The following is a 20316-nucleotide window of genomic DNA, read 5'->3' on the forward strand; positions in this document are numbered from 1 at the left end:
TCTTTGGCTCGGCGGCTGTGACTGCCTGCCTCATCTTCTGTTGGTATTCGGTGAATAGGCGGTCGGCGATGAGAACGTTCGTCGCGTACCACTTCGTCCAGTTCCCTGCTTTGTCTCCGGCGACGAGCATGATCGCTCGGGACTGGATGTCGAGGCGAAGAGCACCCGGATGTGGGCTCCGCCCTTGGTGGGGCGAGGTCGGAGTTCCTTCATGTTCGGATGCGCCGATCCTTCGAGGGTGTCCACGAATGGCCGGCGCGTAACTGGTCCGTATTCCTCCAACTGCTCCAGCGCCGCGATCAGGTGGTCGTACTCCTCGTCGTCGGGGCTGTCGATCCATGTTTCGATGAGGGATCAACCTCCCACTTCCGCACGGTCGCAATTCTATCAGCTAGAGCTGATATCAGCTAGAAGTGATTCCCGCGTGCTATCGGTCGCGGTTGCGCGGTACGCGGAACTGGCGAATACACGACGGTCGCGTAGGTTCTTCAGAGAATAAAATCCGAGAACCTACGCAGCATCGAACGAAAGCCATCATGTCCCAGGATCAGAACTCAGACGTTCCACCGAATCACCTCTCCATCGATCCGCGCAGCGCCTTCTATAGCGAAGAGGTGCTCGTCCGCGGCGTGGGGATTCGCTTCAATGGCGTCGAGAAAACCAATGTGCACGAATACGACGTGGCCGAGGGCTGGGTGCGTGTGGAAGTCCCTACCGCCAAGGATCGCCGCGGAAATCCGATGGTCGTCAAGCTCAGCGGCACGGTTGAACCTTATTTCCGCCAAGCGAACTAGCGCACGCGCATCGCCTGACCGCGCGCCAGGTCTTACCGACCGGAATCTTCTCGAGCCATCCGCTCACGGATACCGCCACCGACGCTGGTGCCCTGTGCCATGGGCTTGTAGATGGCCCCGGTGGTGTGCGGAACCGGGTCGGCCTTCTCGATTGCCGATTCGGCGGTCTTGCCCGACAAGCGTTCCGTGAGGGTGGGAAACAGTTGGTGCGAAAGGTTGGCCATGTGTCCCTTGGCGCCGACGGGTTGCTTCACCTTGGGGTCGGTACACGCCCCGACGATCGCGTCGATGACGAGTTGCGGGTCGTCCATGGCGGCCATGCGGGGTGCGTGGCCGGTGTAGTTGGCAGCATGGGTCCACCACGGCGTGTCGACCGCCCACGGCATGATGGTGCCGACCTTGATGTCCTCGTGGCCGGCCAGTCGTAGCTCCTCTGTCAACGACCGGCTTAGGCTGAGGACCGCGGCTTTTGTTGCCGCATACGAGGTTTGGTAGGCCAGCGGCACTTCACTGTCCACCGAACCGATGTTGATCAAGACGCCTCGGCCTTGTGCGCGGAACTGTTGGATCGCCGCGTGGGCACCGTAGATCAGCCCCTTCAGGTTCACGCGACCAGTCGGGCATGGTCTTCGATCGGGATATCCCAGAACAGGCCCAGCGCTCCGACTCCGACATTGTTGATCCAGATGTCGAAGCCGCCGAAGTGTTCGACAGCGGTTGCCGCCAACCGGGAAACATCGGCAGGACTGCTGACGTCGGTGGGCACCACCACGGCCTTGCCGCCGTCGCCCTGGATCTCGGCGGCAAGGCCGTCGAGGACGTCCCGGCGGCGGGCGGCCAGCACCACGTTGGCTCCGCGCCGGGCAAGTTCCGTGGCCGTGCCACGGCCAAAACCGCTGGAGGCGCCGGTGATGACCGCAGTGGCGCCGGCAACCGATTTCTCGTGACTCATCGTGTCTGCTTTCCCAGGCGTGACTGGTCAGCGGCCGGCCTGCTCGACCAATCGGGCGAAGGCGGCCGTGTCGTCGGAATCGATCACCGGGAAGCCTGCGCCGGGTTCACCGACCCAATGCAGCTCGATGCCCGGATTGTGAACATCGGAGCCGTCGGCCAGAAAAAAGTGCGGACTGCCCTGCACCTGCGAGACGTGCTCGCGATAGTCGTGCATCATCGCTGCCCGCGCACTGCCGGTGTCCAACGCCTCGGCGATTCGGTCCGCGTCGACCCGCGGACATTGTTGAGCGATGTCCACCAGCTCATGTGCCAACGAGATGGGCCGGCTGTCGGTGAAAAAGGCGTGCCTGATCGCCATGTCGAATTCCTCGGCGGCTGCCAACGACTGTTGTTTGGCGGCGTGGACGGCCTCGTTGGCGGGCAGGGACGTGATCGGCCACGTCGACGGATCCGATTGCCATGGGACCCAACCGAAGTCCGGCTCGATCGAGCCAAGCACCGGAATCTCGGCGTCCAGATATCGTTTGGGAATCGGGAACCGGTTGACGTCTTCGAGGGCGAACAATCGCAGGTCGACGCGGACTTTGTCGGTGAGGCCGGCCTTCTCGCGTTCACGGTAGAACCGGTGGAGCGCGACGGTGGACCACCCGCAGACCACGTCGGTGTACACCACCACCGTGCCGGGCTGTACCTTCATGGCCGCGCCGTGCCTTGACTCGATCGAGGTTGTGATTCCTGGCGTTCCGCGCCTTCACCGTGGACGCCGGCAGAACCCAGGGTTTCCTTCAGTTCGCCGGTCTGATCCTCGACGGCGCCTGTGACTCCTTCTGCCGGTGCGCTCTTTTCGGACATGAATATCGGACCTCTCCTCGGCTTTTCGCCCTACGGCACGAGGCGTGCCGGGGCTCGCTCATGTCGTATGCCCTACCGCCCGACGATGAAACCCCGCTGCAGCGGATCGGTCGAAGCGTCGCGGCGCACCCGCATCCGGCCCGAGGACGAATTACCCCGACGCAGCCCGGCGCGTTTGGGTCTCACCGACCACCAACTCGAGGCTGTCCCCGACATTCACGGTCACCACCGCCGTCGCCTGGAACAGCCCGTAGAAGTCGTCGGTCCTGGCGAACGTGTGCGCACGGGAGAACAGTGGCTGCACGTCGAACACACGCACCCGAAGCTTTTCGCGCGTGAGCCTGCCCAATTCCCGGCCGGTTTCGGGATCGGTGATCACCTGATCCGAATCGGAGTGCACGGAAAAAACCATGCCCGGCACCACGCCCGCCTCGGCGCCCCGATTGATGACCAATGTGTAGTCGTCTTCGATGAGCGCGACCTGGCCGCAGAGGTGGTCGGTCATGACGCCGCCAGAGAATTGCTTTCTCGCAGCGGCTTGGGTGCCGACCCGGCGCGGATTCGCGGTCGCGCTTCGTGGCCTTCGACCGCGAGCAGCGCATCGACATGGCTCGCCGCGTCCTGCTCTGTGCCGAGCGTGAGTTCGACGGCCGTCTTCGCCTGGAACAGCGCGATCATCGCCTGTTGCTGATGTTCCGCGCCGAAGGCGTTGAGAGCGACGGTGAGTTTCGTGTCGACATATTCGACCGACCGCTGCAGCTCGGGCGTCGAGGCGCGGGCAATCGGGCGCTGGGTGCGTGGCGCGGACTGACTGCTGTACCAACGGTGTCCGAGCGCGCCGAGCGCGATCGAGCACACCGGGACCACCACGACGATGCAGACCAGGCCCACTGTCCCAGACAGTGCGATGGCGCCGACGATACCCAGCAGTGTGAGCAGACCCAGCACGGTCAGTTGGCGAACCGTCGACGGTACGGCGTCGATCACCTGCGCCACGTCTTTGAGGGTGCGAACGCCGAATCGGGCGACGGCGGCGATGAAGCCGACGACGGCTGCGCCGGCCTTGAGGGCGATCCGCCCGCATTCGTCGACGTGTTTGCGCGTCACGGCAGGCTTGGGCATCGTCCAGACGCGCTGCTGAGCCGACGGTGAATCGGAGGCGGTGCCGGGCGCGATCGGCACCTCGTCGATCTTCGGTTCGGACGTCGGGGACGAGGGCGCCTCGTCGGTCACATTCGTATCAGCAGCCACATCTGCATCATCGCGCCCCGACGTCGGATGAACGTTCCGGCGCGCCGAGGATTCGCAATTTCACACCGGCTGACGCACTACGTCAGGTACGTTTCATGCCCCGTCGGGAATCCGCCGCCATTAGTGGCGATGTGAACATGGTCGAAGTGGTTGGCCGTGATGCCACCACGGTCCGCCATCTTTCGGGGTGGCCTGCCGTGTGAGTAGATCTCCTGCCGGAAGATCACATGGTTCACCCCGAACCGGTCCGCGTTGTCCAGCACGTAGGCGACGACGCGGTCGCCGAGAGCCTTACCTTCCGGTGTCGCATAGTTCGGGATCATCACGTCGATGGCCAATCCGTTCGGATGCCACTTCAGGGAATCGGCGCGGACCCCGCCGATGTCGAGGATCTCGGGGAAGCGCGCGCTGACGGCCCGGGCGGCCAGGATGGTCTCGACTTGGAGACCCTTTTCGGGTGCGCGGCCGGCGGGCAACGGAAAACGCATGTTTCGACGCACGGCGGGCATGCCCGGCGCCGCTGATGTCAATGACTGCTTGGCCACCGGGGCGACGACGGCCTCGTTGTGTGGCGGTGCCTCGGCCGTGATGGCCGGCGCGGTATCTGCGCCGACGGCGATCAGTGCGGCGGCAGGCACGACGACCGCGGCCACGGCAGTCGATCGGCGGCGCCGATCCTTTTTGAGCTGGTGTCTACCCACGGGGTCCGGACCTTACCGGCGGGTTCCCGGATTTGAGGCATCGCGATGTTGTCTGATGCTGTCGATGGCAACCATCCCGTGCCGAGGAATCGGCGCAGCCATGACGCGGTAGAGTATCGCGACACCGTCGGCGGAACCGGTGCTCCCGTTTCCAAATGGGCAGGCCAGCGGCTATATGGCGCGAAATGTGGCCTGCATGTTGCCAGCGGGCAGATGCCGCGCGGGGTGTGTCCGCCGCCACGCCGTCGTGGTGACATGCCACCGGGCAGGCAAAATTTATGGTGTTTACCACAGCAATCGGTCTGCAGTGCCTGCGAAACGGGTGATCGCGGGCGTAACTTGAGCGAATCAAGCCCATCGCACGGGGAGAGCGGGCCATGGCAGACGTCGATTGTTGCGTGGTGGGTGCGGGTTTCGCGGGCTTGACCGCGGCACTGCGACTCAAGCAGGCGGGACGCTCGGTGGCACTGCTTGAGGCGCGTGATCGCGTTGGCGGTCGGACTTTCACCGAGGTGCTCGATGACGGAACGTGGATCGATCGCGGCGGGGCTTGGGTGGGGCCCGGGCAGGACCGGATCAAGGCGTTGATGGCCGAATACGGTGTGGCCGAATACAAGGAATACGTCGACGGCGACGCGATGGTGATCCTCGACGGCAAACAACATCGTTACTCCGGCACCATCCCCTGGGCGATGAGCCCCTGGGCCGTCGCAAATCTGGGCGCCGGGCTACTCGAGGTCGAGATCATGTGCCGCACGATTCCGTTCGAGGCGCCATGGGAGGCCAAGAGGGCGATCGAATGGGATCGGATCAGCTTGGGGGAGTGGATCAATCGCCACATGCGCTCCAGGCAGGCCCGCGAGATGCTGAACATGGCGCTGGGCGGCGTCTACACCTCTTCGGCCTCGGAGGTCTCGCTGCTGTGGGCGCTTCACCAGATGGGATCGGGCGGCGGGCCGCTGTTCGTCATCGCCAACAAAGGTGGAGCGCAAGACGCGCGGGTGTATGGCGGAATAGCTGCCGTTTACGGGCCGATGGCCGCTGAAATCGGTGGCGCGCTGCAGCTTTCGCAGCCGGTACACCTCATCGCACAGGACGACGACGGGGTGACCGTGCATGCCGAGGGGATGACTGTGCGGGCCCGCCAGGCGGTCGTCGCCGTCCCACTGGCCGTCGCGAGCCAGATCACCTATGAGCCAACGCTTCCCGTGGACCGGATGCTGCTGCATCAACGCATGCCCAGCGGTGCGGTGTTCAAGACCTCGGTGGTCTATGACACCGCGTTCTGGCGTGCGGATGGTTTGTGCGGGCAATCCGCGGCACCTGGCAGTCCCGCGACCCTGACCATCGACGCCTGTACCGACACCGGCGTCCCCGGCATCATGTGCGTCATCACCGAGGGGCCCGTCGCTCGCCGGCTCGGGCTTCTGGACGCGGCGCAGCGCAAGGCAACGGTGATCGGGGAACTGGTGAACCGATTCGGTACCAAGGCCGCGTCGCCGGTCAGCTATCACGAACAGGACTGGACCCTCGAGCGCTATTCGGGCGGAGGGATGATCAGCCACGCACCGCCTGGCGTGTTGACTGAGTTCGGGCACGCATTGCGGGTTCCGTGCGGGCGTATCCATTGGGCCGGTTCGGAAAGCTCGGCGGTGATGTGCGGCTGGATCGACGGGGCGGTGCGCTCAGGTGAACGCGCCGCCGCGGAGGTGATGGCGGCCGACAGCGTCGTTGCGGCGTAGCGCCGAGGCGCTCACCCGTCGGAACTACGCGCTTCGGCCCCGGTTTCACCGCTGTCGAAGTCGTCGTCGGACGAGGCCCGGCCCACGTAACTTCCGTCGGCGTCCCGGCCGGCACGTGAATCGGCCACGTGCGGATCGCGCTCGACGTCGGACTCGGTTTCGTCCGAACTCGGATGGCTCATGGGTGGTCTCCCTGCTCGCGGTGTCGCTGCCAGGGTTGCCGTCACCCGGTGACCTGAAACCGTCAATCGCTGGTGTGCACGACGCCGCGCACCACCGCCACGCACAGATCGGCGCATTCGGCCGCGAGTTCCTGCGTGGTTTCCGTCGGATCCGCGAGCCAGGCTTCGATGATCTGGTTCACCCCGCCGACCATGAACTGGGCCCCGCGGCGCAACTCTGCCGGGCTCGGCGTCTCGGCATGCAATACCGACGGGGCGTGCTCGACGATCAGTCCGGTGATCATCTCCAGGATGTGCGTGCGGTGTTCGGTCAGCCCCGGAACGCTGCTCACATCGCCGGTGGCGATGCGGTGGATGTGCGGATCGGCCGCGATGATGTCGAGAAATGCCGTGAGGGCGGAGCGGAGTTTGTCGGTCAGGGTCCCCGGATCGCCGACGCCCGCGTGCACCAAGGCCTCCAACAGTTGGTCGCGCACATCGTCGGAGATGGCGAATAGCAGGGCGTCTCGGCTGGGGAACTGCTCGTAGAAGTAGCGCGACGTCAGGCCGGCCGCGGTGCACACCGCGCGGACGGTCACCTCGGAGGCACCTGACTCGCCCCAGAGTTGACGGCCGGCGGCCAGCAGCTTGGCTCGTCGTTCGGTGCGGCGGTCGGCCGCGCTGATGCCGCCGTAGCCACGCACCACCTGCGTGCGCTTCATTGACAGCACCCTACTCGCAGCTTACTTTGACTACATGTGTAGTCAGTTGGCTGTGGGAGGGCGAAGATGAGCATCCCGGCTCGTCATCCCGAGCGGCCGCTCGCGGTTCCCGGCGCCGTGCGCGCGTTCGCGAAAGCGGTGGGGGTTTGTGACCCCGACACCACCGAGTGGCGCCGGCTCGGGGAGCGCCTGACCGTCGGTGACGAGCCGATGGATCGCCTCGTCGAATGGATGACCTCGGCGGGGACGACGCAGATGCGTCCACTGTTCGAGCAGGCGCTGACCGTCGGTATCGCCAACGTGCCGGAGGCCCCGGAACCGTTGCGCGAGTTCTTTCTTGCCGTCGAGACGGTTCCGGACTGGGTGGACCGCGACAAACTGCGCAAAGGTCAACGCGCGTTGCTGCGCGGTGGCTCTGACGGCATGTCCATCGCGCGCGACGTGTCATTGCTCGGGGGTTATCAGTTTTCCGGGTTCAACAAGACCCTGCTGCGTACCGGCGCCTTGGAGAAAGGCTCGAACCAGCGTTTCGCCGAGACCATGCAGTGGGCGATGGATGTCATCTCCGACGGGGGCCTCGACCCGCTCGGGGTCGGGTATCGATCGACGTTGCATGTGCGACTGATCCACGCACTCGTGCGTCGGCACGTCGCGGCGATGCCGGACTGGCGCGCCGAGGACTGGGGTGTGCCGGTCAATCAGACCGATATGGCGGCGACGTTGGTCGGCGCGCTCATCGCCCCGCCGGTGGCCTCGCTGGGAATGGGAATCCTGCCTGCCCCAGGCGAACTCGACGCGATCGCGCACCTGACCCGTTACGTCGGGTGGCTGATCGGCGTCGAAGACGAGTGGTTGCCCCGCACCTTCCGGGACAGCATCCGCGTGCTGTATCACACCTCCACCGCACTGGCCCGCCCTGACGAGACCACACAGCAGCTTTCCGTCCCGATGGCCGCGGACCCGTTGGCGTGGCACTACCGCAGCGTCGGTCGCCTGCGTCGCAGGCTGGCCTGGGCGCAGCACCTGTCGATCACCAGTGCCTTCCTCGGGCCCGCCGCGATGCGGGTATTGGGACTACCGGCCTACATGCCGCCCTGGTATCCGGTGCTGAAGATGCCCGTCAACCTGATGCGCAGCGCGGCCGCGATGGCGTCACGCACTGGTATGGAGCGTGCGGTACGGCGCGGGCAGCGCGAGCAACAAGCCTTGCTGCACACCATCATCGGCGGCGATACGGCCACGATCGGCGAGTCGGCGGTGCACGTGAGCAGCGCCGCCTAACGCTTCATCGATCCCAGGAAGTACGTCTCGTGGCCGGTGGGGTAACCGCCGCCGTCCGTGGCGATGTGCACATGGTCGAAGTGGTTGAGGGTCTCGTTGCCGTAGTCCGCGGTCCAGTGCGGTGCACCGATCCCGGGATAGAGGCCTTGGCGCCAGATCACGTGCAACACGCCCCAGCGTTTGGCGTTGGCCAGGGCGAAACCGGCGATCTGGTTACCCAGCGCGATGCCCTTGTCGGAGTGGTAGTTCGGGATCATCACGTCGATCGCCAAACCATTGGGATGCCACTTCAACGCGTCCTGCCGGTACCCGCCGATCGTGGTGATCTCCGGGAACATCACCGCGATGGCGCGCGCCACCCAGATCGTCTTCACCTGTAAGCCGCTCTCCGGGGCGGGGCCCTTCGGCAGCGTGAACTGGAAGTCGCGGGCCACCACGGGGGCGCTGGCCGCGACCAATTCGGCCTTCGCGGCAACCGGCGCCGGCACCGCGCTGGTGGGCGGGGCAGCAAGGGGAGCCTCCGGGCAACACGGCGTCTCAGTGTTCTGCGCCCACACCATGCCCCCGGCGATCGTGACCGACGCGGCCAGCGCCAGCATCCGCCCCTTGGCGCCGGCCAACATACCTTTCCCCACGGCAGCAATCTACTGCGGTTGTCGGCACGACACAGCAATCTCGGCAAACGGGTCGCCAACATTTGCGGACCGAGTGACAGCCGGGCGTCGAGCGCTGGCGCCTGAGTTCGGGACCAAGGGCCCTGGCGACAGCCCACCCACGTCGGCACGATGGATACATATGAGCGACAAACCAGCCCGCGACGGTGCACAAGAGCCATGGGCGATCGCCGGAAATCTCGATGCACAGGTCCACGAGACACATACCGGCGTCGTGATCCTGCTCGGCGGCCGGGCGTACAAGGCCAAGAAGTCGATCGTCACCGACTTTCTCGACTTCACCACCCCGGAGCAACGAGAAGCGGCCTGCTGTCATGAGGTTGCGTTGAACAGCCGGCTGGCACCCGACAGCTATCTGGGGGTGGCGCACCTCGTCGGCCCCGACGGCGAGGGCGCCGAGCCGGTGGTGGTGATGCGGCGGTATGCCGACGACATCCGACTGTCGAGCTTGGTCGAGGCAGGTGCGGAGGTAGGGCAATGGCTGGACGAGATCGCCCGAATCCTGGCGGAGTTTCACCGCAACGCCGAGCGTGGTGCGACAGTTGACGCACAGGGCAGCGGCCAGGCTGTCATCGCCCGCTGGCGTCAGAATTTGGATGAGCTGCAACGCTTTCGGGACATCGAGTCCGATGTCGTCCTGGAAATCCGGCGACTGGTCGAACAATACGTCGCCGGACGCGCCGAACTGTTCGACGCGCGAATCGCGCAGGGACGCATCGTCGACGGACACGCCGACCTGCTCACCGACGACATCTTCTGTCCACCGACGGGTCCGGCGATCCTGGACTGCCTGGAATTCGACGACGCGCTGCGCCACGTCGACGGCATCGACGACGCCGCGTTCCTCGCGATGGACCTGGAGTTCCTCGGCCGCGCCGATCTTGCCGGTCATTTCCTCGACCACTACCGGCGATATGCCGAGGACCCGGCCCCACAGTCGCTGATCGATTTCTACATCGCCTACCGGGCCGGGGTGCGAGCGAAGGTCGAGTGCGTCCGTGCCGGTCAGGGCCGGCCCGAGGCCGCGGTGGACGCGCGTCGGCATCTGGAGCTGGCGCTGACACACCTGCGGTCCGGCACGGTGCAGCTGGTCATCGTCGGCGGCGGACCGGGCACGGGCAAGAGCACCCTGGCTCACGCCTTGGCGCCGCATCTGCCGGCGCACGTGGTGTCCACCGATGATGTGCGACGCGAACTGGCCGATGCGGGTGTCATCGAGGGTGAGCCGGGCAGCCTGGATGCGGGCCTGTACACGCCGCAGAACGTGGCCGTGGTGTATGACGAGGTCCTGCACCGCGCCCGCCGGCAGCTGGAACACGGGGTCTCGGTGATTCTCGACGGCACGTGGCGCAACCCGGATCAACGCCGCCGGGCCCATCGGTTGGCCGCTGAGATATCTGTGCCAACAGTGGAATTCACGTGTTCGGTGCCTCTGGATCGGGCTTCCGAACGGATTCGAACCCGAACCGCGACCACCTCCGATGCGACCCCACAGATCGCGGCCGCCCTGGCCGAGCAGGACGCGCAGGCGTGCGACGGCCATGTGATCGACACCAGCCGGCCGTTGGCGGATTCCGTGGCCGACGCACGGCGGATCTGTCGGTTGGCGGTGTCCGAGGACGCGTAGTACTACCCATCCCGACCGGCCGCCGGGACCGGCAGACTGGGAACATGCCGACTGACGAGGCGGTGCCGTCCCCGGACACCGTCGCCCCCGACACTGTGCCCGAACGTGATCGCGCCGTCGATGTGGCCCGGTTAGGTGCCCTACTGGTGGTGATGTTCGGCCACTGCGCGCTGCTGCTGGCCACCATCGATTCCGGCGGCGTGCGGGTGGGCAACATTCTCGGCGCTCTTCCCGGGTTGGCTCCGATCACCTGGGTGCTGCAGGTGATGCCGCTGTTCTTCATGGCCGGTGGCGCCGCCGGTGCCTACAGTTGGCGCACCGGGCGCCCCTGGGGTGCCTGGCTGCTGGCCCGCGCACAACGACTGTGTCGGCCGGTGTTCTGGTACCTGGCGGCGTGGACGGTGATCCTGATCGTGGTGCATGCCACGATGGGTGCCGAGTCCGCTGCCGCGCTGGGGCGAGAATGCGTGGCGCTGCTGTGGTTTCTCGGGGTGTACCTCGTGGTGCTCGCCTTCGTCCCAGTGCTCATGCGGTTGCATACCGGCCGCGGGTTGGCGTGGGTGGTCGCCGGGTTGATCGCCGCCTCCGGTGTGGTCGATGCCGTGCGTTTCGCCGTCGGCACACCGGAGGCCGGCACGGCCAACCTGATCATCGTATGGCTGATCCCGATGGTGATCGGGGTGGCCTACGCCCGGCACCTGATCTCGGCACGCCGGGCGCTGGGGATCGCGGTCGTCGCCTTCGTCGCGCAGGTAATCGTCGCTCTCACCGGGATTTACGACGTGTCCCTCGTCGTCACCGGAACCGAGCGGGTGTCCAACGTCTCGCCGCCGACCCTGCTGCTGGCCCTGCACTGCACCTGGATACCGTGTTTGTTCATCGCTGCGGCGAACCCGATCCGCCGCTGGGCCACCCGCCCGCGGGTCTGGTACCTGGTCGCCACCGGTAACGGGGGAGCGATGACGTTGTACCTGTGGCACATTCCCGTGATCGCGGCCGCGGCCTTCAGCCTGCATGCCGTGGGTCTCGACGCATTCGATCCACACGCGCCGGGCTTCTGGGCGCACTTGGCTTTGCGCGCAGCGGTTTTCGCGGTGCTCATGTCCGTGGCCTTTCGCCTGCTCTCCCCACTGGAGCACCGGCCACTGCCGTGGTGGGACAGCGGTTTTGTGGTCAGCGGCGCCCGATCGGTGCTCACCGGTGCGTTGCTGTGCGTGGCCGGTGCGGCGCTGACCCTGATGGCCAAGAACGGGCTCGACGGGATGCTGGGCTGGTCCGCGCTCGGCGGCTTTGTCCTCGCCGCGGTGGCGGCGCGGGCCTGTGCGGGGCGGGTTGTCAAGCAGGTTGTCAAGTAACAATTCTGTTGTGCGGCAAAATCTGTGGATGAATCGTGCGCTGTGGATAACTGGCTGGCTTGTCGCGGTTCGGCGATAGAATTCGAACATGCTTTCGACCACTGCCTCCGACCGGGAGACGGTGCTGGCCGCCTACGATGCCTACGACGCGGCCGGTGACGGCCTCGCTGCCTTGTCTTATGAGAATTTGAGCCTGCCCGAGCTTTTGGAGCTGCAATCCCGGCGTGAACACCAAGCGCGCCGAGCCCCCGCAATCGATCACGCCCTGCTCGCTGAGATCCAATCCCGCACCACACCCTCGGAGATCGGCGCGAAAAGCTGGGCCGATGTGCTGGCGATCCGGCTGCGCATCAGCCAATCCGAAGCCAAACGCCGCCTCACCGAGGCAGCTGAACTGGGGCCGCGCCGCAGTCTCACCGGCCAGGAGTTGGGCCCGGTGCTGCCGGCCACTGCCGCGGCCCAGGCCGGTGGGCTGATCAACGCCGAGCATGTGAAGATCATTCGCAAATTCTTCGCCAAGCCACCGATCCCGCTGGATGTGGTCACCCACGCGCAGATCGATGCCGACCTGGCCCGCATCGCCGGCACCAACAGCCCTGAAACTCTCAAACAATGTGCCGAGCGAATCGCGTTCCTGCTCAACCAAGACGGGAACGAACCCACCGACGACACACCCGCGCCCCGCGGCGAGATCGTCATCGGGCCCCAAGGTGCCGATGGGATGAGTGAGATCCGTGGCCGGCTCACCCCTGAAGCCCGCGCCACCCTCGACCCGATCCTGTCGCGCTACGCGGCCCCGGGCATGTGTAACTCCGCCGACGAGCATCCGTGTGTCACCGGCACCCCGAGCGCCGAGGCCGTCGGCCGCGATACCCGCACCGCGGCGCAACGCAACCATGACGCGCTGCTTGCCTTGTGCCGCAACGCCCTGGCGTCCGGCGAGTTGGGCCAACACAACGGGCTGCCGGTCACCGTGGTGGTGTCGACCACGCTGCGGGAACTCTTGGCCCTCGCCGGCATGGGGCTGACGGCGTCGGGTGTTCAGCTGCCGATCAAAGATGTGATCCGCATGGGCGCCCACTCCCACCATTACCTCGTCGTCTATGAGGATCACCGCCAGGTGCCGTTGTATCTGGGGCGCAGTAAACGCATCGCCACCCCAGCGCAGCGGCTGGTGTTGCACGACCGTGACCGCGGCTGCACCCGGCCGGGTTGCACCTGCCCCACTGACCGTTGTCAAACCCACCACGCCAAAGCCGATTTCGGTGCGGGCGGACGCACCGACATCACCGACTTGACCCTGGCCTGCCCCAAAAGCAACCGCCTCGTGCACGACAAAGGTTGGCGCACCCGCATCCGCGAGGACGGCCGCGTCGAATGGATCCCTCCACCGCTACTGGACACCGGCCAGGACCGCATCAACCACTACTGGCACCCCGAAGACCTCTTCCACCCACCCGAAGAGGGCTCGTAGCGAGCTCCACGCGTCTGGGTAAGCCCGCGGACCTGGCCGCCGTCACCGCGTTCCTGCTGTCCGACGACGCCGAATGGATCAACGGCCAGACGTGGTATATCGGCGGGGCATCACACATGCGGCAGTGAGGTCGAATACGCCACTAGGACGCCCGTTTTCTACCCAGGGGCTGTTGACCCACGCGGGTTACGACACTGCCGTAGAAAGCGACGCAGCCCGAGGCGGCGACGCGCGACGCGACGCAGGGCCCGCTAGTCCTCCTTGCGGATCAACCGGCCCAGTGCTTCGCGGTCGGGGGCCAGCAGCTCGTCGATGCGGGCTTGGTTCACGTCGGCGACGATGATCTCGCCGACCTCTTGATACACGTCGCTGAAGATGCCGTGCGCCTTCATCTTCTCGGTCTGGTAGACGTTGTCCTCCGTCGGCGTCACGTAGTACACGATCTCCGGCTTGAACCGGTGGATCAGCCAGACGTGGATGAGGTCCATCAGGCGCTTCTTCCGCAGCTTCTCGGCGAAGGTGTTCTGATCGCGCACCGTCAGGATGTTGCGGCCGTGCCGGTCCTTGATCGGGTCGACGACGACGTTGGCCAGCGGCTCCTCGCCGTCACCGTAGATGCCGAGATCCAGCACATCGGAACCGGCCCGGCGGGGACGCAGCTGTACCCGCAGGTTCTCGCCGAGCTTGTAGTGGTCGCTCCACAGCGCCAGCCACTCCTCGAGCAGCTTCTTGGGCACCTCGGTCTGCACCAGGTGCTGATGCTGCGTCGAGCCCTTACCCATGGCCTTGGTGGTTGCGGTACGGCCCGAGGAGGCCGCCAACGCGGCATCGCTGCGTGGACCACCGACCAGGGTTTGCGGTGTGCGGTAAGGAGATTCGACAAGGCGCATCTTGCGTTGCAGCCGGGCCAGGGCCAGCATGCCCTCCTGCTGCAGGGAGGTGGCGAACTCCTCGCACGCTACGCCGTCGACCTGATGGCCGCCGTAGGTGATGAAGTTGAAGACGAAGCCCATCTTGCCGAGTTCTTCGGGGAAGGCTCGCATCTCGTCGTCGGTCATGCCGGTGGTGTCCCAGTTGAACGACGGCGAGAGGTTGTAGGCCAGCATCTGGTCGGGATACTCGGCGTGGATGGCGTCGGCGAACTGCTTGGCGTCGGCCAGATCGGCGGTCTTGGTCTCCATCCACAGGATGTCGGCGAAGGGTGCTGCCGCCAACGATTTCGCGATGGCATACGGAATGCCGCCGCGCACCTGGTAGTAACCCTCCGGGGTCTTGACGCGCTCGCAGTCCCAGGCCACGTCGGCCCCGAGTTCGTGGGCCTTCTGCTGGGCGGTGTAGAGCGAGGCCCGGGCGGCGAAGGCGCGCCAATCGGCCGCGCTCATCGGCCCCGGCTCACCTTCGCGTTCCCGGAACTCCAGAACTTCGGCGACCGCCTCACCGTAGGTGTTCAGTCCGGCGTCGTCCTGCCACGCGTCGACGAACGCCGACTCGACCTTGTCGAACAACGCATCCACCGAGTCCCCGTCGCGATGGCTCTTGGCGGCCTCGGCGATCTGGGCCGTGATGCCCTGGCGTTCCAGCCACGCATCCGCGGTCGCGTATTCACCGTCGGGCAGGGCATACAGCAGGTGGCCGTTGAGCTCGGTGATGCCCAGCTCGTAGAACCGGCGCACCATCGCCAGGAAACACGACTTGTAGGTTGGTACCGACAGGTTCGTCGCGCCCAGCAGGAACGGCTGATCACGCTCGTCGGCGCGGCTGTCGATCAGGTTGGCCGCCTCGGCATCAGTACGCGCCACGATGATGCCCGGCACCCGCATGATGTCGAGTTGGAACCGGGCGGTGTTGAGCCGTTTGATCTGCTCGTCCGACGGCACCAGCACCTTGCCGCCCTGATGGCCGCATTTCTTGGTGCCCGGACGCTGATCCTCGATGTGATACCCCGGCACCCCGGATTCGACGAACCGCCGGATCAGGTTGCGAACGTGCGGATCGCCGCCGTGGCCGGTGTCGGCGTCGGCGATGATGAACGGCCGGTAGTCGACCGCCGGTGTCGACGCCTGTTGTTCCGGGCTCATGCGCAGCCGCAGATACTGCTGATTGCGGTCGGCGGTCAGCAGTGCCCGCACCAGCCCCGCGGCCTCGTCGGGCACCTGGCTCAGCGGGTAGCTGGCCAGATCGGGGCCGGGATCCTCACTGATCGAGCCTTTGGCCGAGGTGGCCCACCCCCCGAGATAGATGCCGCCGATGCCCATCCGTTTCATCACCACCGCCTGGCCCGGCGAGTACGGGCCGAACGTGGTGATGCTCTTCTTCTGGGCGAACAGTTCGCGCAGGTAGGGGTAGAACGCTGTGGCGGCCTCCCGGGCCACCGGATAGTCCGACGGTATGGTGCCGCGCTGCTCGGCGACCTGACGGGCGGAGTAGAGGCGGATGATGCCCTCGAAGCGAGGGCTGTCGAAATAGGCCTGGGTGGCCGCGACGTCGTTCTCGAATGACGAGTCGGTCTGTGCGTTGGCTTCGATGGTGGCCATGTCTCTCGCTCCTCAACTCGGGTACTGCTGATTATCGCGGCGTGCAGCCCGTGAGGTACCCAGTTGGCGCAAATCGACGCGGGGGCCGGGGCGGCTCGTCAGCTCCCGCCCGGCCGCTGGTTGAAAGTGGGCCTCCGGCAGGGTGTTTGGCCAGAGTCGTGGGATGGCGGGGGCTTCCGACCTAGGATCGATGGATGTCGAAGCTCACGAGGAAGGTGAAATCAATCTTCAGTCGGCGCCGCCCGGTCAGCCCGGAGGACGCCGCCGAGATCAACGACTGGGTCGGCGAGGGTGGGGCGCTTCACCCCGACGGGCCGCCGGAGATTCACGATCCGAAGAAGAAGAGCTGATGGCGGACGTGGCCGCGCTGGCCGCTGGGGCGATTCGGTTCGCGTCGGGTGTGTCATTTCTCGTCGACCCCGCACGGGCCGACCGGTGGTGGGGCGCACGGAAAACCCCTGACGCCACCGCGCAGCTGCTGTGGCGGTCGATGGGATACCGCGACGCGCTGATCGGCGGGTTGCTGCTGGCGGCCGCGCTGCGCGGCACGAACACCCGCGGCTGGTTTCTGGCCTCCGGCGGTGCCGACGCCGCCGACCTGCTCGGCGGGATGGCGGTCCACGACCAGCTGCCGCGATCGCAGCAGGTCGTGGGCCTCGGCGGCGCGGTGGTCGGTATCGGGGTCGGGCTCTGGGGTGCGACGCGTCGACGGCGCCCGGCCGAGAAGACCTAACCCTCAACTAACCCTGGATTAACCCGCAGCTTCGACGATGTCGCGGCGGTACCAGCGCGCGGCGGCGAGATAGCAGCCCATGGCCAGCAGTTGCAGGGCCGGCACCAGGATCAGCAGGGCCCGGCCCAGTGCCTGCACGCCCAGCTCGTCGGTCAGCGCATCACTGATCACGCCGGTGACGAACGGGCCGACAGCGCCCAGGGTGGCGTTGAAGAACAAGAAGATCGCCGACGCGGTGGCCCGGTGCTCGGGCAGCACCAGCCGGTGGATGGCGGCGATCGACGGGGCCATGTACGCGGTGCCGATGACGTAGCTGAGCGCCAGGAACCACACACACGCCGTACGGCTTTCCACGGTGAACGCCAACACCGAGGCCGGCAGCAGCAGGGCCGTGGTCACCACGACGATCCACAGCAGCCACCGGGGGTCGCGCACCGCGAGCCGGTCGGCCAGCCGGCCCACGATCAACAAACCCAGCACTCCGGCCGCGCCGGTGGCCAGGCCGTACTCCACACCGACCTCACCGAGCGACATGGAGCGGGTGCGCATCAGGAAGGCAGGGGAGAAGGTGGTCAGCGAATAACCGGCGGCCGAGATGCACGCGGTGCCACAGACCACTGCGATAAAACTCGGCTTGCGAAGCAGATGCCACCATCTGACGGCGGAGCCCGGCTGCGGTGACGGCGCCGGCGGCAGCGACTGGCGGGCCCCGACCACCACGAGCACCAGCGGAGCGAACACGACGCTGAATGCGCCCATCACGACGAATGCTGTACGCCAGCCCAGGTTTTCGGCCAAGAGCCCACCGCCGATGAGGCTGGCGCCGCTGGCCAGGGGAATGGCGAAGGTGATGACCGCCAGGGGTGCGGCGCGACGCCGGGGCGGGAAGTTGCGGGCCACGTAGGCGTGCGCGGCCGGGGTACTGCCGGCCTCGCCGACCGCGACGCCCACCCGGGTGAGGGCAAGCTGAAATCCGGATTGGACTGCGCCGCCGAGCATGGTCATGCCACCCCAGAGCGTCAGGCAGGCGGCAACGACGGCGCCGAATGCGCCGCGATCGGCGATCCGGGCCACCGCGACACCGAGCACTGCGTACACGATCAGGAAGCCGAACCCGTTGATCACCCCGATGGCGGTGTCGGACAGCGCCAGGTCGTGTTTGATCGGCTCAGCCAGCACCGAAGGAAGGAATCGGTCGACGTAGTTGAGGGTTCCGACGAGCGTCAGCAGCGCCACCGCCGCCCACGCCCGCCGCGGACCGTGCACGTCTGCGGGCCCCGGCGCCAGGACCGTCACTGGGGACGTGCCGATGATCTCCTCCTCGCGGGCCGACCACGGGGCGGGTCGGCGGCCAAAGATAACATCCGAGGCATGACCGACCTTGCCAAATACGGGCCATGGGCCGTGATCGCCGGCGGTTCGGAAGGGGTGGGTGCCGAGTTCGCCCGCATGCTCGCCGAGGACGGATTCAACCTCGTGTTGCTGGCACGCAAACCCGCGCCGCTGGAGGCCACCGCACAACGCTGCCGGGACCTGGGCGCGCAGGTGCGCACGTTGTCAGTCGACCTGGTGGACGCCGCATCGACCACGCAGATCGCCGAGGCCACCGCCGACCTGGAGGTCGGTTTGTTGATCTACAACGCCGGAGCCAACACGTGCAGCGAACGCTTTCTCGACGCGCCGCTGGCCGATTTCCAGAAGGTCGTCGACCTCAACGTCACCCGGATGATGGAGCTCGTCCAACACTTCGGGCGGCCGATGGCCGCGCGCGGCCGGGGCGGTCTGCTGTTGGTGGGCTCACTGGCCGGGTATGCCGGGTCGATGCGCCACACCGTCTACGGCGGGGTGAAGGCCTACGGCCGGTTGTTCGCCGAGAGCCTGTGGTTGGAGCTGCGCGAATACAACGTCGACGTCCTGGAACTCGTGCTCGGGGTGACCCGCACCCCGGCGATGCAGCGCGCGGGCCTGAACTTCGAGGCACCCGGCATGCTGATCAACGATCCGGCCGACGTCGCCCGCGAAGGTCTGGACCATCTCGGCGACGGGCCGGTTCACGTGGCCGGAGGTAATGCCAAGCGCGCGGAGCTGAACAGTGCGCCGGACCGGGCGCAGGTGGTGCTCAAGTCCGACGCCGCGATCCGTAACCTGATCAACCGGACGGCGCCCGACGCCCCTTAGCCCTGCGCGGCCTGGCCCGCCGCGGCGGTCCGGGCGATCGCGCGAACCCGATCCTTGGCGACCTTGCCGTTGGCGGTCAGCGGGAGTGCCTCGGTGAACACCACCAGCCGCGGTTTCTTGAACCCCGCGAGCTGACCGCGCACATGGTCGATCAACTCCTCGGCGGCCGGGCGAGGGCCCGAGGCCGCGACGACCACCGCGCACACCGCCTCGCCCCAGTAGTCGTCGGGCACCGCCACCACCGCCACCTGGTCGACGCCGGGGTGGCTGGACAGGGCGTCCTCGACCTCGCGGGAGGAGACGTTCTCGCCGCCGGTGACGATGATGTCCTTGAGCCGGTCGACCACGTAAAGCCGGCCGTCGGTGTCGAGGCGCCCCATGTCGCCGGTGTGCAGCCAACCGTCGTCGGTACTGGTGCCGTCGGGCCAGTATGCGGGTGTCACCTGCGGGCCGCGTACTAGGATCTCGCCGACCTGCCCGACGGGGGCGAGGCCGCCGGAGGCATCGGCGATGCCGATCTGCACGCCTCGATGCGGATGGCCGGCGCTGGTCAGCAGCTCCGGATGGCCGTGTGCGCCGGCCCGATGGTCCTCGGGTCCGAGAAACGTGACGTTGCCGCCGGTTTCGGTCATCCCGTAGCCCTGGTGGAAGTCGACGCCGAGGGTGTCGATCGCGCGACGCAACAGGTCCAGCGGCATCGCCGCCGACCCGTAGGCGATCGCGGTGAGCGACGGCAGCGCCGTGCCGGTGCGCTCGAGGTGGGCGAGCAGGGAGTGCAGCATGGTTGGCGCCAACGAACATGAGCTCACCGCGTGACGGTGTACCAGCTGGGCAAAACCGTCCGGCCGGAACTGGGCGCACAGCACCACCGTGGCGGCGACCGCGTGCTGGACCAGCATGTTGTACCCGGCGATGTGACACATGGGGAACGGCAGCAGGTACACCCCGCCCGGCGGCACCGAGCGGCCCTCGACCGAACCCCACACCGCGGCCAGGATCGAACGATGGCTGTGCACAACGGCTTTCGGTACGCCAGTGGATCCACTGGTGAACAACAGCCAGGCCGGATCGTCGGGATTCCCGGCGGTGGGGCACGGTAGGTCGGCTGCCGGTGCGGCCCGCCACCGGTCGGATTCGAAGGCGACGGCGTTGGTCACTACGTCATCGGGCAGCGCCGACAGATACCGCTCATCGCCCAGCACCAGGCGCGGCGCCGCAGTGGCCAGCTGAACCGCTTGCTCGGCGGGGCTGAGCCGCTGGTTGATCAAGGTCAGCACGCGCCC

General features: G+C 66.7%; 22 protein-coding genes and 1 pseudogene. 10 read left to right on the forward strand and 13 right to left on the reverse strand.

Going from position 1 to position 20316, the window contains the following annotated elements:
- Nucleotides 1-30: 30 nt before the first annotated feature.
- Nucleotides 31-282, reverse strand: coding sequence for a hypothetical protein (locus A5733_RS28060; RefSeq protein WP_231965648.1), 252 nt, complete (start codon nucleotides 280-282; stop codon nucleotides 31-33).
- A 254-nt stretch (nucleotides 283-536) separates the two neighbouring features.
- On the opposite strand from A5733_RS28060, the gene A5733_RS26490 reads away from it, so the two are divergent.
- On the forward strand, nucleotides 537-794 hold the full coding sequence (locus tag A5733_RS26490; RefSeq protein WP_067768124.1) for a DUF3297 family protein: 258 nt from the start codon (nucleotides 537-539) through the stop codon (nucleotides 792-794).
- 32 nt (nucleotides 795-826) lie between these two features.
- On the opposite strand, the gene A5733_RS28135 is transcribed toward A5733_RS26490, so the two are convergent.
- The 6 genes from A5733_RS28135 to A5733_RS26515 all read right to left on the reverse strand — a co-directional run bounded on the left by A5733_RS28135 (nucleotide 827) and on the right by A5733_RS26515 (nucleotide 4552).
- Nucleotides 827-1402, reverse strand: coding sequence for an SDR family NAD(P)-dependent oxidoreductase (locus tag A5733_RS28135; protein ID WP_255376525.1), 576 nt, complete (start codon nucleotides 1400-1402; stop codon nucleotides 827-829).
- Nucleotides 1399-1746, reverse strand: a complete 348-nt coding sequence (locus tag A5733_RS28140; protein WP_255376526.1) for an SDR family oxidoreductase — start codon at nucleotides 1744-1746, stop codon at nucleotides 1399-1401. The genes A5733_RS28135 and A5733_RS28140 overlap by 4 nt, the downstream gene beginning before the upstream one ends.
- Nucleotides 1747-1773: 27 nt before the next feature.
- Nucleotides 1774-2445 (reverse strand): DsbA family protein, encoded by a 672-nt coding sequence (locus A5733_RS26500; protein ID WP_076242235.1) that lies wholly within the window; start codon nucleotides 2443-2445, stop codon nucleotides 1774-1776.
- Between the two features lie 306 nt (nucleotides 2446-2751).
- Nucleotides 2752-3105 carry a hypothetical protein gene (locus A5733_RS26505; protein ID WP_076242236.1) on the reverse strand — a complete coding sequence of 118 codons (354 nt, stop codon included), beginning with the start codon at nucleotides 3103-3105 and terminating at the stop codon, nucleotides 2752-2754.
- Entirely contained in the window at nucleotides 3102-3851 is a 750-nt protein-coding gene (locus A5733_RS26510; protein WP_076242237.1) for a hypothetical protein, read from the reverse strand. The genes A5733_RS26505 and A5733_RS26510 overlap by 4 nt, the downstream gene beginning before the upstream one ends.
- Before the next feature lie 77 nt (nucleotides 3852-3928).
- Complete coding sequence (locus tag A5733_RS26515; RefSeq protein WP_076242238.1) at nucleotides 3929-4552, reverse strand: hypothetical protein; 624 nt, start codon at nucleotides 4550-4552, stop codon at nucleotides 3929-3931.
- 377 nt (nucleotides 4553-4929) lie between these two features.
- On the opposite strand from A5733_RS26515, the gene A5733_RS26520 reads away from it, so the two are divergent.
- Nucleotides 4930-6294 (forward strand): FAD-dependent oxidoreductase, encoded by a 1365-nt coding sequence (locus tag A5733_RS26520; protein WP_076242239.1) that lies wholly within the window; start codon nucleotides 4930-4932, stop codon nucleotides 6292-6294.
- 11 nt (nucleotides 6295-6305) lie between these two features.
- On the opposite strand, the gene A5733_RS27780 is transcribed toward A5733_RS26520, so the two are convergent.
- Both A5733_RS27780 and A5733_RS26525 read right to left on the reverse strand, forming a co-directional pair.
- Nucleotides 6306-6476 carry a hypothetical protein gene (locus A5733_RS27780; RefSeq protein WP_198938937.1) on the reverse strand — a complete coding sequence of 57 codons (171 nt, stop codon included), beginning with the start codon at nucleotides 6474-6476 and terminating at the stop codon, nucleotides 6306-6308.
- Between the two features lie 62 nt (nucleotides 6477-6538).
- A complete protein-coding gene (locus A5733_RS26525) occupies nucleotides 6539-7177 on the reverse strand; it encodes a TetR/AcrR family transcriptional regulator (protein WP_067768173.1) in 639 nt (212 codons plus the stop codon).
- Between the two features lie 66 nt (nucleotides 7178-7243).
- Here A5733_RS26525 and A5733_RS26530 point away from each other — a divergent pair, with 66 nt between their 5' ends.
- Nucleotides 7244-8458: an oxygenase MpaB family protein gene (locus tag A5733_RS26530; protein ID WP_076242240.1), complete on the forward strand. Its 1215-nt coding sequence runs from the start codon at nucleotides 7244-7246 to the stop codon at nucleotides 8456-8458.
- On the opposite strand, the gene A5733_RS26535 is transcribed toward A5733_RS26530, so the two are convergent.
- On the reverse strand, nucleotides 8455-9081 hold the full coding sequence (locus A5733_RS26535; protein ID WP_076242241.1) for a glycoside hydrolase: 627 nt from the start codon (nucleotides 9079-9081) through the stop codon (nucleotides 8455-8457). The two genes, A5733_RS26530 and A5733_RS26535, sit on opposite strands and share 4 nt — an antisense overlap.
- A gap of 172 nt (nucleotides 9082-9253) precedes the next feature.
- Between A5733_RS26535 and A5733_RS26540 the strand changes: the two genes are divergently transcribed.
- The 4 genes and pseudogenes from A5733_RS26540 to A5733_RS28065 all read left to right on the forward strand — a co-directional run.
- A complete protein-coding gene (locus A5733_RS26540; RefSeq protein WP_076242242.1) occupies nucleotides 9254-10759 on the forward strand; it encodes a bifunctional aminoglycoside phosphotransferase/ATP-binding protein in 1506 nt (501 codons plus the stop codon).
- Between the two features lie 44 nt (nucleotides 10760-10803).
- Complete coding sequence (locus tag A5733_RS26545) at nucleotides 10804-12114, forward strand: acyltransferase (RefSeq protein ID WP_076242243.1); 1311 nt, start codon at nucleotides 10804-10806, stop codon at nucleotides 12112-12114.
- 88 nt (nucleotides 12115-12202) lie between these two features.
- Complete coding sequence (locus A5733_RS26550) at nucleotides 12203-13588, forward strand: HNH endonuclease signature motif containing protein (protein WP_076242244.1); 1386 nt, start codon at nucleotides 12203-12205, stop codon at nucleotides 13586-13588.
- Nucleotides 13588-13716, forward strand: a pseudogene (locus A5733_RS28065) (SDR family oxidoreductase); the annotation flags it as partial. The gene A5733_RS26550 and the pseudogene A5733_RS28065, both read left to right, overlap by 1 nt.
- A 123-nt stretch (nucleotides 13717-13839) precedes the next feature.
- On the opposite strand, the gene aceA reads toward A5733_RS28065, so the two are convergent.
- The gene (gene aceA / locus A5733_RS26560; RefSeq protein WP_067768159.1) at nucleotides 13840-16122 is read right to left on the reverse strand and encodes an isocitrate lyase ICL2; all 2283 of its coding nucleotides are present in this window, start codon (nucleotides 16120-16122) and stop codon (nucleotides 13840-13842) included.
- 194 nt (nucleotides 16123-16316) lie between these two features.
- Between aceA and A5733_RS27785 the strand changes: the two genes are divergently transcribed.
- On the forward strand, nucleotides 16317-16472 hold the full coding sequence (locus A5733_RS27785) for a hypothetical protein (RefSeq protein WP_197508233.1): 156 nt from the start codon (nucleotides 16317-16319) through the stop codon (nucleotides 16470-16472).
- Complete coding sequence (locus A5733_RS26565; RefSeq protein ID WP_142254232.1) at nucleotides 16469-16855, forward strand: DUF4267 domain-containing protein; 387 nt, start codon at nucleotides 16469-16471, stop codon at nucleotides 16853-16855. The genes A5733_RS27785 and A5733_RS26565 overlap by 4 nt, the downstream gene beginning before the upstream one ends.
- 18 nt (nucleotides 16856-16873) lie before the next feature.
- On the opposite strand, the gene A5733_RS26570 is transcribed toward A5733_RS26565, so the two are convergent.
- A complete protein-coding gene (locus A5733_RS26570) occupies nucleotides 16874-18142 on the reverse strand; it encodes an MFS transporter (protein ID WP_231965649.1) in 1269 nt (422 codons plus the stop codon).
- A gap of 84 nt (nucleotides 18143-18226) precedes the next feature.
- Between A5733_RS26570 and A5733_RS26575 the strand changes: the two genes are divergently transcribed.
- Nucleotides 18227-19033, forward strand: a complete 807-nt coding sequence (locus tag A5733_RS26575; protein WP_076242247.1) for an SDR family oxidoreductase — start codon at nucleotides 18227-18229, stop codon at nucleotides 19031-19033.
- Here the strand turns inward: A5733_RS26575 and A5733_RS26580 are convergent.
- On the reverse strand, nucleotides 19030-20316 hold a 1287-nt coding region (locus A5733_RS26580), incomplete at its 5' end, for an AMP-binding protein (RefSeq protein WP_076242249.1). The two genes, A5733_RS26575 and A5733_RS26580, sit on opposite strands and share 4 nt — an antisense overlap.

The sequence above is a fragment of the Mycobacterium sp. NS-7484 genome (genome assembly GCF_001953975.1).
GTDB lineage: Bacteria > Actinomycetota > Actinomycetes > Mycobacteriales > Mycobacteriaceae > Mycobacterium.